The organism is Novosphingobium sp. 11B (assembly GCF_054589055.1).
Genome location: NZ_BAAILP010000205.1, coordinates 2,544 through 16,721 on the forward strand (window position 1 = coordinate 2,544; position 14,178 = coordinate 16,721).

A 14,178-nucleotide genomic window follows, 5' to 3' on the forward strand; every position below is an offset into this window, starting at 1 on the left:
CATCTTCCGGCCTCCGAGCACAGCAGCAGCGCGGTGCCCACGAGTTCGTCCGGCTCCCCGCGCGAACGCAGCGCGCAGGTCATGTCGAGGAACTGGATGAACGGGGAATCGTCCGGAACCAGCAGCTTGCCCGCATCCGACTTGACGTTGCCCGGCGCGATGGCGTTGCAGGTGATGCCGTCCTTGCCCAGTTGCTTGGCCAGCGTCGTCGTCAGCCCCACCAGCGCCAGCTTGGAAATGCCGTAGAGCCCGATCGCCGGAAACGCCCCGCCGCTGGTCTGGTTGACGATCCGCCCGCCGCCGCGCGCCCGCATCGAGGGGATCACCGCGCGGGCGCAAAGCAACGCACCGTTGAGGTTCACCGCGAAGGCCCGGTTCCACGCCTCCAGGCTGACCGTCTCGCAATTGTCGTAGCTGATATCGACCATCAGCGCGGCATTGTTGACGAGGATGTCGACCCCGCCGAACGCCTCGCTCGCCGCCGCACCCATCGCCAGTGTCGAGGCTTCGTCCGCCACGTCCACGCGCACGCCGATCGCCTGGCCGCCCGCCGCGACGATCTCCTGCGCGACGGCTTCGGCACCTTCGCCGTTGAGGTCGGCGACGACCACTGCCGCACCCGCTTCGGCCAGCCCGAGCGCATAGGCGCGCCCGATGGAATTGCCGCGTCCGCCCGCGCCGGTGACCACCGCCACTTTGCCGTCCAGGCGGAACTGATCGAGGGAAAATGTCATCGTATGGTCCTTCAGCCTGCGGTGATGCCCGCGTCGATGGAGAGGCACGCGCCATGGAAACCGCGCCCGGCGTCCGACGCGAGGAGGACGATCATGTCCGCCACGTCCTCCACTTCGACGAGCCCGCGCATTCCCGAGAAGCGCTTGAGCAGTTCGAAGTCGCAGCCTTCCGGCGGCACGTAGTTCGCCGCGATGCCCGTCATCATGCCGCCGGGGGCGACGGCGTTGATGCGGATCGGCTGCTTCTGGAACTCCATCGCCAGCGCCTTGGTCATGCCAACGAGGCCCCACTTGCTTGCGCAATAAGCCGCAGCATAAGCCTCGCCGATATAAGAGGCGCAGGAGGCGACGTTGACGATTGCGCCCTTCGTTTCCAGCAAGTGCGGGATCGCCGCCTGCGCAAGGAAGAACGGCGCGTTGAGGTTGACGTCGATGGTCCGCTCGTATCGCTCGCGCGGCATCTCGGGCGTATTGGCGAGGTAGATCAGCCCGGCGACGTTGCACAGCGCGTCGAGCCGTCCGAAGGCGGCGACCGCGTTCGCGACGGCGGCATGGCAGGCGGCGGGGTCGGAAAGATCGGCGACTTCGCTGCGCGCCTCGGCCCCGCACAATGCGGCCGTTTCGGCGAGGCCCGGGGCGTCGACGTCGACCAGCCACAGCTTCGCGCCTTCCGCGCCCAGCTTCAGCGCGGCCGCGCGGCCGAGGCCGGAAGCGGCGCCGGTCACCAGCGCGACTTTGCCGGTGAGATTGAGGTTCTCGAAAATCATGGTGTCTCTCCGGTGACGCCCGCGGCGTCGAGGAACGGCATCGCCGCCAGCGCGAGCGGGTTGCCCGGATGCGCGATGGCGCCGAGCAGGCTCACGTCCTTGAACAGCAGGCTTCCGCCGTGCGCGAAGGCGGGCGGGGCGGGCAGGCGGGCGTAGACCTCGAAGCCGAAGCTGCGCCCGCTCGACGCCTGGATGAGGTCGGCGAGCGCCGCGCGGTCCACGCCCAGCCCCTCGGCGATGGCGAGCGCGCTATGGGCGAGGCCCATGTTGGCGGCGAGCAGCGCGTTGTTGACGATCTTGGCCCGCTGCCCGGCACCGGCCGGGCCGAGCAGCACGATCTTCGCGCCGAACGTGCGCAGCACGGGGAGAGCCTTGGCGAAAGCCCCTTCACTGCCGCCGCACATCACGGCGAGGCTGCCTGCCTCGGCCGCCGGGCTGCCGCCGCTGACGGGGGCGTCGAGCAGCAAGATACCGCGCTCCGTCGCCTGCGCAGCGAGCGCTTCGCAAGTCTGCGGCAGGATCGTCGAGTGGATCGCCAGCACGCTGCCGGGGCGCATGGCGGGCAGCAACAGGTCGCATACTTGCACCACGTCCGCGTCGTTGACCACGCAGACGCCGACATGATCGCAGGCCGCGCCGAGGTCCGCCACCGATGCCGCAGCCTTCGCGCCCTTTGCGGCGAACGGGGCGAGCGCCTCGGGCCGCCGCGCCCAGACGGTCAGGGCGTTGCCCGCCATCATCCGCATGGCGATCGGCGCGCCTTGCGAGCCGAGGCCGATGAAACCCACGTCAGCCATTCCAGGGGAGTCCTTTCTCCACTTTGGCGATCATCTCGATCACCACGGCGTTGATGCGCGAGGCCTTGGGCCAGCCCGCGTGGGTGCCGTACTGGAGGACGAACTCCAGCATTTCCTCGGGCTGGCAGTTGCCGCTCGCCATCGCGGCGTGGATGTGGCTGCGGATCGGGATATCGGCGCCGGATTCGCAGACGCCGACGAGGGTGATCCACCGCCGCGAGGGTTCGTCGAGGCCGCGCCGCCGCCACATCTCGCCGAAGACGAAGTTGTTGATGCCGACCAGATAGGGCGAGTTCGGCGGGCCGGGCGGGAAGGTCATGACCTTCGCGAATTCGGCATGGCCCTGGTCGTTGCGCTCCTGCGCGTCCCAGGGTTCGGCGCGGATCGGCGGCACTTCGGCGGGCGGCAGACCCAGCGCTTCGGCCACGCGGGTGACGGCCCGGTCGAGCCTGCCGCCGTTGCCCCAGCCCGAATAGACCGCGAGGTGGAGCGCCGCCTCGCGCAGTTCGGCGAGGGTCAGCGCGCCGGTGGCGAGCGCACCGCGCACGAAATCCTCGACCTGCCCGTCGGCCAGCCCGCAAGTCGCGGCCGAGGTCATGGCGACGAGGAAGCGGGCGCGGTGGGGCAGGCCGGGCCGGGTCCAGACCTCGGCGAAGACGAAGTCGCGCCAAGATTCCTCCAGCAGCGTGGTCGGGGCGGGGGCTTCGCGTCCGGTGACTTCGGCCTGTGTGGCGAGGCCGGCGGCGCTGCGCGCGGCGGGATCGAGCCGGGTCACTGGAGGTTGATCCACACGTTGCGCACCTGCTGGAATTCGCGCAGGCCCTCGATCCCGCCGAGGCGGCCGTGGCCCGAATGCTTCATGCCGCCGAACGGCACGCAGGGCGTCATCGCCTCGCCCGAGCCGTTGACCTGCACCTGCCCGGCCATCATCTGCCCTGCCACACGGTGCGCGCGGGCGAGGTTCGTGGTGTGGACATAGGCGCCGAGGCCGTAATCGGTGTCGTTGGCGAGGGTGATGGCCTCCTCCTCGCTGTCGAACGGCGTGACGACGATGACCGGGCCGAATACTTCGGTGCGGGCGATCTCGCTGCCGTGTGCCACGTCGGCCAGCACGGTGACCGGATAGAATGCGCCGCCCGCGTGATCGCCGCCCATGCGCGCGCCGCCGCAGACCACGCGTGCGCCCTCGGCGGTGCCGCGCGTCACCATGCCATGGATACGGTCCAGCGCGGCCTCGGAGATCACCGGGCCCATGATCGTGTCCATGGCGAAGGGATCGCCGACTTTCACATGGGCCGCCATGGCCTTGAGCATCTCGACGTAGGGTTCGTAGATCGCGCGTTCCACCAGCAGGCGGGTGCCGTTGACGCAGCCCTGCCCATTGGCGCTCACGGCCCCCGAAAGTCCGCGCTTGGCGGCCGCCTGAAGGTCGGCGTCGGCGAAGACCAGCACCGCCGACTTGCCGCCCAGTTCCAGCCCGACCGGCTTGAGCGATCGCGCGGCGCTGGCGAGGATTGTCTTCGCCGTCGCGCCGCTGCCGATGAACTCGATCTTGTCGATGCCGGGATGCTCGACCATTGCAGCGCCGACGTCCGCGCCGCCGGTGACGAGGTTGACGACGCCCGGCGGAAAGCCCGCCTGCCGGATCAGTTCGACCAGTTTCATGATCGACCACGGCGCGGTTTCGGGCGCTTTCAGCACAATGCAGTTCCCGGCGGCTAGCGCCGGAGCCATCACCATCGTCGCCGCGAACAGAGGGCCGTTCCAGGGGACGATCACGCCAATGGTGCCGTAGGGTTCATAGGCTACGTAGTCATGCGCGGGGCCGCCCCAGGTCGGCACGGTGCGGCCTTCCAGCTTGTCCGCCCAGCCGCCGAAGTAGCGGAACTTCTGCGCCGCATCCGCGCTCATGTGCGGGCCTGCGAGGAGGATCGAGCCATTTTCCGCGCTCAGTAGCGGGGACATTTCCGCCGCGCGTTCCTCGATCACCGAAGCGAGGCGCAGCATCAGGTCGCGGCGCTTGTCGCCCGGCATCGCGCGCCATGCGGGCTGCGCGGCGCGGGCGGCGGCGACGGCACGGTCGACGTCGTCGCCGCTCGCCAGGCGGATCTCGCGGGTGACTTCGCCGCTGGCGGGATAGACGTGAGCGAACGTCTCGCCACTGCCGGCGGCCTCGGCGCTGTCGCCGATCAAATGCGCGAATTCGGGCAGGGATACGTCGGGCAGGCGGAAGCCCATGGCTTTGCTCTCCTCTCCATCGGCGACTGCGCGCCGTTTGATGGAGTGGAGGCTATCGGCGTATAAATAAGCGGTCAATTGACTTGAATTGTGCGATTATCTCAAGATAAGCAGCATGAATTCCATATTATATGCCTATTATCGAGAAGACCATGTCGGTGAAGAAAGCCAGCCTGATCGTCCGTACCACCGGGGTGCTGCGCGAGAAGATCTACGCCGTGCCCGAGGGCGAGCGGATCGGTTCGCTGCACGAACTGGCGCGCTCGCTCGAGGTGGGGATCGTCACCCTGCAGCAGGTCGCGCGGGTGCTGGAGCATGAAGGGCTGCTCGAAGTTCGGCGCGGTCCGGGCGGAGGCTATTACGGCGCGCGGCCCGATGCGGCGGCGCTGGAGCGGGGGCTTCATTCCTATATGCGGATGAACCCGGCGTCCTACGAGGAGGCGCTGGACATGACCTCGCTGCTGTTCAACGAATTGGCGACTGCCGCCGCGCGCTGCACCGACGCGGGCTTGCGGGCCCGGCTGGCGGCGTTGGCGGAGACGCTTCCCGGCTGCACGACGATGGCGGACAGCGGGCGCTTCGAGATGGAGTTCCAGGAACTGCTGTTTCGCATGGTCCGCCGCCCGCTGTTCGAGATGCTGACGCGGGTGACGCTGCATTATTCCACCGCGCATACGGCCCCGGACCTCAAGGTCTTCGACGACGACGGTGCGGCATGGCGCGAGGGGCGCGGGCGGATCATCGCCGCGATCCTCGCCAACGATGCGGACCTCACGCGGTTCGAGGCCAACCGGCAGAACCGCGCGGTGGTGCGGGCCTATCTGGAGGCGAAGCCGCCGGTCAGAACCGGAAGCTGAGCCAGCCCGCGAGGAAATCCGAACTCTTGTACCCCGCGTCGGTCAGTGCCGCGCCGGCCTTCAGGTGCTCGTAGCGGCCGGTGAACGACAGGCGCGGCGTGATCGTCCACACCGCCTGCAGCCGCGCCAGTTCCGCGATCTTGCGCGCGGTGCCGTTCTGGGTGCCCGCGAAGGGCTGGCCGTTGGCGCGGTACACCGCGTCGTGGACATTGTCGCGCCAGGCGAACTCGTACTCCGCCAGCACGCGCACGTCCTTGACCGGCGAGAAGCTGACGTTCGGCGTCACCGCGCGCAAGTTCGAGGGCGTCAGGTAGAGCTGGTAGCTGTAGTAGATGTTGTTGCCGAAGGGCGAATAGGCGTTGCGCAGCTTGCCGTTCCCATATCCGCCGCCGCCGCTGGCATAGTCGAAGTGGACGCCGACGCGCGGCGCCGTCTTGCTCTTGCCCAGCCTGTAGGTCTGCGCGATGAACGCCTGCCAGGCGGAGATGTCCTGCGTCATGTAGTATCCCCACTGGCGGTTCACCGACCAGTCGAGGTTCACGCGGCCCACGTCTCCGCGCAACCACCCGCCCAGATACCAGCGCGTCGCCGGGCCGATCCGCCCGCCCCAGGCGCCGACGTCGTTGTGGCGCCGCCACAGGAAGGTGTCGAAGGCGAGGTTCGAATTGCCGAGGAACGTCCTGGGCAGCATCACCCCGACGGTGGCGCCGGAGAAGCGGCGCGCCGGATCGTCGACGTCGTCGCCGGTGCCGAGGTCGCCATAGGCCGTCGGGCGGAAGTCGAAGGCGCCGAAGCGCAGCTTCGATCCGCGCGCGTAGAAGCGCCAGCCGTTCATGGTGTAGCGGATCGTGTTGTTGTCACGCTGCGAGGCGAGCAGGTTGGGGCCGTCGGTGAATTCCTGGCGGCCGTAGCGCACGCCGACGTCGAATTCGCCGATGTCGGTGCGGGCTTCGACGAAGGACTGCTGGATCACCACGTCGTTGCGCAGCGTCGCGGCGGGCACGCCGAGGTTGCGGCCGGAGATGCCGCCGTGGGCGATCTCGCCGTAGAAGCGCAAGTGGGTGCCGATGTGGAGGTCGGCGCCGCCGACCACCCGGTTGATGTCCTGGCGCTGGGCCTCGGCCTCGCGCAAGTTGGGGTTGGTGGTCTGGTTGACGCGAAGGCGCAGTTCGCCGGACAGGGTCAGGTAGATATCGCCGTCGTCGTCGAGCGGGATGTACTTGAGCCGGTCGAGCGGGTCGTCGCGCTTGGCGGGATCGGCCTTTTCGGTCCAGTCCTCGGCCCAGCGGGAGAGGGCGTAGCCATTGGTGACCGCGCCGTCGCCGTTGTGGGCCTGGGGATATGCGGCATCCTGCGCATGCGCGATTCCAGCAGGCGTTATCAGGGCGAGCGAAAGGGTGGCGGCGCGCAGCCGCGAAGCAACAGTGCCCATGGGGCGACCTCTCCGTAGTTCTTGTTTTTAGCGTGCTTGCTTATTCGGCTGGGACGAGTGCCGGTTCGGGCAGGGCATGCCCGGAGAGCGCGGCGTCGAGGCGGGCGTGATCCAGCTTGCCCTCCCAGCGCGAGACGACGACGGTGGCGACAGCATTGCCGATGAAGTTGGTCAGGCTGCGGCATTCCGACATGAAGCGATCGACGCCCAGGATCAGCGCCATGCCCGCGACCGGCACGTCCGGCACGATCGAAAGCGTGGCCGCCAGCGTGATGAAGCCCGCGCCGGTGACGCCCGCCGCGCCCTTGGACGAGAGCATGGCGACGCCCAGCAGCAGCAGTTGCTGGCCCAGCGTCAGATCGACGTTGCAGGCCTGCGCGATGAACAGCGCCGCCAGCGTCATGTAGATGTTGGTGCCGTCGAGGTTGAACGAATAGCCAGTGGGAACGACGAGTCCGACGACGGCCTTGGGGCAGCCGGCGCGCTCCATCTTCTCGATAAGGGCGGGCAGGGCGCTTTCCGAGGATGAGGTGCCAAGGACCAGAAGCAGTTCGGCCTTGAGGTAGGCGATCAGCTTGAGGATCGAGAACCCGCACAGCTTCGCCACCGCGCCGAGCACGACGACCACGAACAGGATCGAGGTGAGGTAGAACGTCGCCACCAGCTGCGCGAGGTTGGCAAGACTGCCGACGCCGTACTTGCCGATGGTGAACGCCATGGCACCGAACGCACCGATCGGGGCGAGCTTCATCACGATCGAGACGAGCTTGAACACCACCATCGAGATGTCGTCGAGTAGCGAAAGCACCTTGTCGCCACGTTCCCCGATGGCGGCCAGCGAGCAGCCGAACAGGATCGCGACGACGAGCACCTGCAGGATGTTCTCCTGCGCCAGTGCAGAGACCAGCGTGTCCGGGATCATCGCATTGAGAAAGCCAAGCAGCGAGGTCTCGTGCGCCTTTTCGGCGTACTGGGCGACCTTGCCGGCATCGAGCGTGGCGGGATCGATGTTGAAGCCTGCGCCCGGTCGTACGACGTTCGCGACGGTCATGCCGACGATCAGCGCCAACGTGGAAAAGAACAGGAAGTAGGCGAAGGCTTTCGCCGCCACGCGCCCGACCGAGCCGAGATCGCGCATCCCGGCAATGCCGGTGACGATGGTGAGGAATATGACCGGGGCGATCACCATCTTCACCAGCTTGATGAACATGTCGCCCACCGGCTTCAGCGATTCGCCGACCGCCGGGTAGAAATGGCCCAGCAGTACGCCCGCAGTGATCGCGGCAAGAACCTGGACATAAAGGTGCGTGTACCAGCGCTTCGCAGCGACGGGCTGAATGTGCGACGGATCATACTGCATATGTCAAAAGCCTTCGTCATCCTCGGGACGCCGACGACACCCCGGGGGTGACGCTCGTGCCTAGGGTCAAAATGCCGCCCGTTTCATTGCGCGCAAAGACAAATTGCATTTTTGTAAATATCTTTAATATCAATGATATGAGGGTGACGTCGTTCACACCATGTCTGGAAATCTGCCCTCCTCATAACTGGATAGTGCAGAAACTTGCACATGAGGCCCTGTTGGCTTAGGCGGATTCGTGTGGTTCGATCGCGTTATCTCTGGTGGCTGGCGGCGGCGCTGGCTTGCGCTGCTGCGGTGGCATTCCTGACCGGACTTGCGGTGAGGCAGGCCGCGACCGCCCGTTTCGCGGCGCAGGCAGCCATCGACGCCCGGCTGCGGCAGGCACTGCTGGCGAGCGAAATCGCCCGGTTCCGGCTTCTTCCGCTTGCGCTGGCAGACGACCGCGATCTTGTCGCACTCGTCGCGGGCAGGCCGGGCGCCGAAGCGGTGATGAACGCCAAGCTGGAGAGACTGTCGCGCGATCTTGGCTCGCCCATCATCTACATCATTCGCAAGGACGGCCTGACCCTGGCCGCGAGCAACTGGCGCGATCCGCGCAGTTTCCTGGGCAAGGACTACAGTTTTCGTCCGTATTTCCGGGCGGCATTGCGCAGCGGGCTCGGTGAGCAGTTCGCGCTCGGTACGGTCAGTCATCGGCCCGGTCTGTTCTTTGCACGGCGGGCGGCGGGGGGCAGCGTCGTCGTGATGAAGATGGAGTTCGACCGCGTCGAGGCACAATGGCGCGAGGCGAACGGGGTTACTTTCGTCACCGATCCCAATGGAGTGATTTTGGTCACCAGTCGTCGTAACTGGCGTTACGCCGCGACGCGGCCGCTCCCGTCCGAACGCAGCCTGCGCGAACGCAAGCTCATCGGCGTCGGGAACCTTGGCCCAGTGCCTTTTCGCGAACATGACGGTGGACGCATTACCCTTCTGGGGGAGAAGGGCGACCATCTGCTCACTACCACGGCGGCGGATGCGCTGGGTTGGCGTGTCAATCTGGCGTTGCCGCTGCAAGGCGCGGTGGATGCCGTCGTGCGCGCCGCGCAGATCGGCGCGGCGCTGGTGACGTTGGCATTGTTCGCCTTCGCGGCCTTTGTGCGCGAGCGAAGCCGCCGCCGACGCGAGCACACCGCCCAACTCGAAGCCGCAGTCGCCGAGCGCACCATCGACCTGCGCCGGGAGATCGAGGATCGCGCCGCCGCCGAGGCTCACGCGGCGCAACTGCGCGAAGGGTTGCGGCAGGCCAACCGCCTTGCCACGCTCGGGCAGGTGACGGCGAGCGTCGCGCACGAGACGGCGCAACCCGTCGCCGCGATCCGCAACTATGCGTCCACCTCGCGGCAATTGCTGGACATGGGTGCCGAGGATGCCGTGCGTGATAATCTCTCGGCAATCGACCGTCTGGCCGAGCGTATCGGAGCAGTCACTGCCGAACTGCGCGGCTTTGCGCGCAAAGGTAGCCGTGCTGGAGGCCCGATCCCGCTGGCTGAGGTGGTCGAAGGCGCCTGCCTGCTCCTCAAGGAGCGCCTGTCGCGCGTCGTTTTTGTGGTTCCCGAGGTGCCGCCCGGCCTGTTCGTGTTCGGCGGGCACGTCCGGCTGGAGCAAGTGCTCGTCAACATCCTGCAGAACGCGCTCGAGGCGCTGGAAGGACGCGCCGACGCCCGGATCGAGCTTGCACTGGATGCAGGAGCGGAGAGCGTGCGCCTAACCATAAGCGACAATGGCCCGGGCATCGCACCGGAAGTCGCCGACCGCCTGTTCACGCCTTTCGCCACCAGTCGGCCGACCGGATTGGGGCTTGGCCTCGTCATCTCGAAAGACATCGTCGAGGACTTCGGCGGCACCCTGCAACTGGAGCCCTCCGACTACGGGGCATGTTTCGCGATCGTGCTCAGGCGCGCGCCATGAACGACCGCGCACCGGGACAGGCGAGGCGCGTGGCGCTTGTCGAGGACGATGCGGATCTGCGCATCTCGACGGCGCAGGTGCTGTCGCTTGCGGGCTTCGTCGTCGAGAGCTTTGCCGCTGCGCCACCCGCGCTGGAGGCCATCGACGCCGATTGGCCGGGGATCGTCGTGTCGGACGTCCGTATGCCCCATATGTCGGGGACCGAACTGTTTCGAGCGCTGCACGAGCGTGATCCGGACCTGCCGGTCATCCTCGTCACCGGGCATGGCGACGTGGCGATGGCGGTGGATGCGCTCAAGGCGGGGGCATGGGACTTCCTGACCAAGCCTTTCGATCCGCAGGCGCTGGTCGCGGCGGCCGACCGGGCGGCGACTGCGCGGGGATTGGCGCTTGATAACCGGCGGTTGCGCGCGGCGGCGCAGGGGGATGCTGCTTCGGGGCTGATCGGCGAGTCCGCCGCCATACGCCGCCTGCGCGAAATGATCCCGACCCTCGCCAATGCCGATATCGACCTGTTCATCGAGGGGGAGACGGGAACCGGCAAGGAACTGCTGGCGCGCCTCATCCACCGCGCAGGCAAGCGTTCGCGCCAGCGCTTCATGGCTGTCGCCTGCGGCGCGCTGCCCGAGGCGCTGGAGGATGAACTCTTCGCGCCGATGGGGGAGGCAAGCATCGCCTCGGTCGTGCGGGGCACGCTGTTCCTCGACGATATCGACCAGGCTTCGCGGCGCCTGCAGGCGCGGCTGACCCCGCTCGTCGAGGAGCGGGTGCTGCGCAGTCCCGGCGCGCGCGAGCCGCTGCCGCTGGACTTGCGGGTGATCGCGACGGGCGGGACGGACGAAGGCGACTTGTCCGAGAAGATCACGCCGGGCCTGTTCTATCGCCTTGCCGCGTTGCGCCTGCGGATGCCGCCCTTGCGTGAGAGGCGGGAGGACGTACCGGCGTTGTTCGCCCACCTCGCAGGAGCCGCCGCGACCCGGCTGCGGTTGCCCTTGCCGATGATGACCGGGGCCGTGCGGCACCATCTTTCCAGCCACGACTGGCCCGGCAACGTCCGCGAACTGGCCCATTTCGCCGAGCGCTTCGTGCTGGGGCTGGAGGATGCCGCAGCCGAGCCTGCAAGCGTCCCTGCCGGCGACACGCTGCCGCAGCGCCTAGATGCGTTCGAGCGCGATACCATCGTCGCGGCCGTGCTGGGTACGAAGGGAGAGATCGGCGCGGCGATCAAGCGGCTCGGCATCCCGCGCAAGACCTTCTACTACAAGGTTCACAAGCACGGGATCGACCTGGCGACGCTGCGCAAGGGCGGGCGCTGACGGGTTCGTCCGGACCGGCAGGCCGGTTCACGGGGCACTCCACCGCGCAATTGTTGCAGGGTGACAGGGACGCTGCGACCTTCTGAAATGCGTCGGCAAACCGATGGGGCCAAGGATCGGGTAGCCGAAGCCTGCAATGGAGGACGCCATGCTCCAAGGAGCGATTGAGCGGCTTGCCGACCCCGCGGTGCCGCAAAAACTTTGCTTTTTCTTCAACGCGCAGTTGCACCACGTCCTGCACGCGATGCCGCTTGCCATAGAACTTGCCCGCGATCCGCGCTTTGCGGTGGACGTCGTTGCGATGACGCACGATCATATCGCGATGGCGCGCGACATAGCGCGGCGGCATGGGGCTTCGACGATCCGTTTCGTGCAGGTCGAAGGGCCGATGCTCTCTGCCTTCACGCGACTGGCAGGTTCCGCCACGCCGCCCAAGCTGGTCGCGCTCGCCGCCGCGCGGGGGCGGCTTGCCGAATATGATGCGATCGTGGTGCCCGAGCGCACTTCGCTGCTGCTGCGGCATGCCGGATTGAAGCGTACCTGCTTCATTCACACCTGCCACGGCGCCGGTGACAGGGCGGTCGGCTACGACCGCCGCATCCGCCAGTTCGACTTCGTTCTTCTGGCCGGTGACAAGCAGCGTCGCCGCATGCTGGACAAGGGCCTCATTCGAGAGGGCCACTATGCCGTCGTCGGCTACGGCAAGTTCGACCTGACCCGGGATCGCGCGCCCGCGCGGCTGTTCCCGCAGGATCGGCCGGTGGTGCTGTACAACCCGCATTTTTCCCCGAAGCTGTCGTCATGGCCGGGCATGGGTCTCGACGTCGTGCGCCAGTTCGCCGAGGACGGGCGCTTCAACCTGATCGTGGCGCCGCATATCCGGATGTATGACGGTCGCCGTCGCCGCGAACGGATGGAACGCCGGTTGGAGGAATTCTCCCGTCTGCCGCACGTCCATATCGATCTCGGCAGTGCGGCGAGCGTCGATATGAGCTATACCCGGATGGCCGCGGTTTATCTGGGTGACGTCAGCAGCCAGATCTACGAATTCGTCGTGCGGCCGCGTCCCTGTCTGTTTCTCAACGCGCATGGTGCCAATTGGCAGGGCAATCCGAGCTATCGGCACTGGCATTACGGCCCCGTTCACGAAGACGCGGATCATATCGTTGAAAAAGTCGCCCATGCCATCGCCTCGCACGGCGCTTATGCCGCAGTCCAGCAGAAGGGGATCGAGGATACTTTCGACCGCGAGGGGCGCAGTGCATCGGAGCGGGCGGGACGGGCGGTCGCGGATTACCTGACCTCACGCCTCAGACACGGGACCATGCCGCGGACGACGTCGTTCGGCTTTGGTCGCGGGAGTGCGCTCGCCCATGAATGATGCTGCTGCCATATGGCTCGTCGCGCGGGTTCACGCGCCGGACGAAGGCGGGGTGCAGACGTACGTTGCACAGGTTGCGCGCGCCTATGCGCGCGGTGGGCGACGGGTCACCGTTTTCGCAAAGTCTTCGGCAGGGCCGCGCCGGATAACGGAGGATGACATCACTCTTGTCGATGTCGGCCCGGGTGCGCAAATGATGGTCTATCTACGGCTCGCAATAGCCATGATACGCGCATGGATGGCCGGGGCACGCCCTTGTGTGATCCATGCGTGCACATGGCGCGCGGCGATACCGGCCCTCCTGTTTCCGCGCCCGCTTATCGTCACCGTGCACGGGCGAGAAGTCGGCCGTCCCTCGAAGGGAGCATTCCGGTTGATGCGTGCGGTGCTGGCGCACGCGACGCGGATCATTGCGGTCAGTGACGCCACGCGCCGCCTGTTGCTCGCTCGTGCGCCGGACCTTGCCGCTCGATGCGCTATTGCCTGGAATGGCGTGGTCCTGCCGGTAGAGGAGAGGCAGGAGCCCGCCAATGCCCGGCCGCGCGTCATGACGGTGTGCCGTCTGGTCTCTCGCAAGAATGTGCCCGCCGCCGTGCATGCGGTTGCCAACTGCCGGAACGAAGGCGTGGCGCTCGATTACGCGGTGATCGGTCGCGGTCCTGACGAGGATGCCATTCGCGCGGCGTTGGAAGCCGCTGGGGCCGCAGCCGGGAGCGAACTGGGCATTACGGTGATGACCGGATATGTCGAGGATGCGGAACTGGCGGAGCATCACCGGACCGCCGACATATTCCTTCATCCACAGATCGCGCTGGAGGACGGCGCGGAGATGGAAGGCTTCGGTATCAGTGTCGCCGATGCGATGGCGCATGGCATCGCCTGCATCGTCGGCCAGGACGGGGGGCCGGGCGAACTCGTGCGCGACGGCGTGACCGGGCTGGTCGTCGATGGTCGCGATCCCGGAGCGGTCCGCGCCGCACTGGCGCTGCTCGCGCGCGATGCCGTCTACCGGTGCCGCCTTGCCGAAAACGGTCGCCTGTTTGCGCGCGAGAATTTCAGTTGGGATCGCCACTGCCGCCTCGCCCTCGAAGGTCTGGTGGCCGATGGGGTCGAAGAGGATGACCGTCAGCAGGAACAACTCACGCCTTCGTTGAATTAGCATCGACGGGCGCGATTGCGGCTCGTTTCGGACCGGGCGGGGTTGAACCGCTCCATCCGAACCGGCTAAGGCCAGTCACGGGGGCGCTTTGGTCTGAAACAACGACAGGATTCCGGCTTTTTGCGCAAGAGATCGCCAATGCGCCGCATTTCGCGCATTTCCCGCAGCATCGGGCTGTTCGTTT

Annotated in this window: 12 protein-coding genes; 5 read left to right on the plus strand and 7 right to left on the minus strand. The window is 67.0% G+C overall.

Translation table 11 applies throughout. The features are described 5' to 3' along the window. The 5 genes from ACYPYD_RS18670 to ACYPYD_RS18690 form a co-directional block, all read right to left on the minus strand. The coding region (locus ACYPYD_RS18670; protein WP_459664759.1) for an SDR family oxidoreductase at positions 1 to 734 on the minus strand (734 nt) is incomplete at its 3' end. An 11-nt stretch (positions 735 to 745) separates the two neighbouring features. Next, positions 746 to 1,501, minus strand: coding sequence for an SDR family NAD(P)-dependent oxidoreductase (locus ACYPYD_RS18675; RefSeq protein ID WP_459664761.1), 756 nt, complete (start codon positions 1,499 to 1,501; stop codon positions 746 to 748). Further along, positions 1,498 to 2,298: an NAD(P)-dependent oxidoreductase gene (locus tag ACYPYD_RS18680; protein ID WP_459664763.1), complete on the minus strand. Its 801-nt coding sequence runs from the start codon at positions 2,296 to 2,298 to the stop codon at positions 1,498 to 1,500. The genes ACYPYD_RS18675 and ACYPYD_RS18680 overlap by 4 nt, the downstream gene beginning before the upstream one ends. Beyond that, positions 2,291 to 3,073, minus strand: a complete 783-nt coding sequence (locus ACYPYD_RS18685) for a carboxymuconolactone decarboxylase family protein (RefSeq protein WP_459664764.1) — start codon at positions 3,071 to 3,073, stop codon at positions 2,291 to 2,293. Before ACYPYD_RS18685 ends, ACYPYD_RS18680 begins: the two co-directional genes overlap by 8 nt. Continuing rightward, positions 3,070 to 4,536 (minus strand): aldehyde dehydrogenase family protein, encoded by a 1,467-nt coding sequence (locus ACYPYD_RS18690; protein WP_459664766.1) that lies wholly within the window; start codon positions 4,534 to 4,536, stop codon positions 3,070 to 3,072. Before ACYPYD_RS18690 ends, ACYPYD_RS18685 begins: the two co-directional genes overlap by 4 nt. A 131-nt stretch (positions 4,537 to 4,667) precedes the next feature. Here ACYPYD_RS18690 and ACYPYD_RS18695 point away from each other — a divergent pair, with 131 nt between their 5' ends. Further along, a complete protein-coding gene (locus ACYPYD_RS18695) occupies positions 4,668 to 5,393 on the plus strand; it encodes a transcriptional regulator (protein ID WP_459664768.1) in 726 nt (241 codons plus the stop codon). Here the strand turns inward: ACYPYD_RS18695 and ACYPYD_RS18700 are convergent. Beyond that, positions 5,377 to 6,825 carry an alginate export family protein gene (locus ACYPYD_RS18700; RefSeq protein WP_211149902.1) on the minus strand — a complete coding sequence of 483 codons (1,449 nt, stop codon included), beginning with the start codon at positions 6,823 to 6,825 and terminating at the stop codon, positions 5,377 to 5,379. The two genes, ACYPYD_RS18695 and ACYPYD_RS18700, sit on opposite strands and share 17 nt — an antisense overlap. 40 nt (positions 6,826 to 6,865) lie before the next feature. Next, a complete protein-coding gene (locus ACYPYD_RS18705) occupies positions 6,866 to 8,185 on the minus strand; it encodes a dicarboxylate/amino acid:cation symporter (RefSeq protein WP_459664770.1) in 1,320 nt (439 codons plus the stop codon). Between the two features lie 210 nt (positions 8,186 to 8,395). On the opposite strand from ACYPYD_RS18705, the gene ACYPYD_RS18710 reads away from it, so the two are divergent. The 4 genes from ACYPYD_RS18710 (at position 8,396) to ACYPYD_RS18725 (ending at position 13,994) form a co-directional block, all read left to right on the plus strand. Beyond that, positions 8,396 to 10,138, plus strand: a complete 1,743-nt coding sequence (locus ACYPYD_RS18710; protein WP_459664772.1) for a sensor histidine kinase — start codon at positions 8,396 to 8,398, stop codon at positions 10,136 to 10,138. Beyond that, positions 10,135 to 11,454, plus strand: a complete 1,320-nt coding sequence (locus tag ACYPYD_RS18715) for a sigma-54-dependent transcriptional regulator (protein ID WP_069707384.1) — start codon at positions 10,135 to 10,137, stop codon at positions 11,452 to 11,454. The genes ACYPYD_RS18710 and ACYPYD_RS18715 overlap by 4 nt, the downstream gene beginning before the upstream one ends. Before the next feature lie 148 nt (positions 11,455 to 11,602). Further along, a complete protein-coding gene (locus ACYPYD_RS18720) occupies positions 11,603 to 12,835 on the plus strand; it encodes a glycosyl transferase (RefSeq protein WP_197524410.1) in 1,233 nt (410 codons plus the stop codon). Beyond that, entirely contained in the window at positions 12,828 to 13,994 is a 1,167-nt protein-coding gene (locus ACYPYD_RS18725; protein WP_459664773.1) for a glycosyltransferase family 4 protein, read from the plus strand. Before ACYPYD_RS18720 ends, ACYPYD_RS18725 begins: the two co-directional genes overlap by 8 nt. The last annotated feature ends 184 nt before the right edge of the window (positions 13,995 to 14,178 follow it).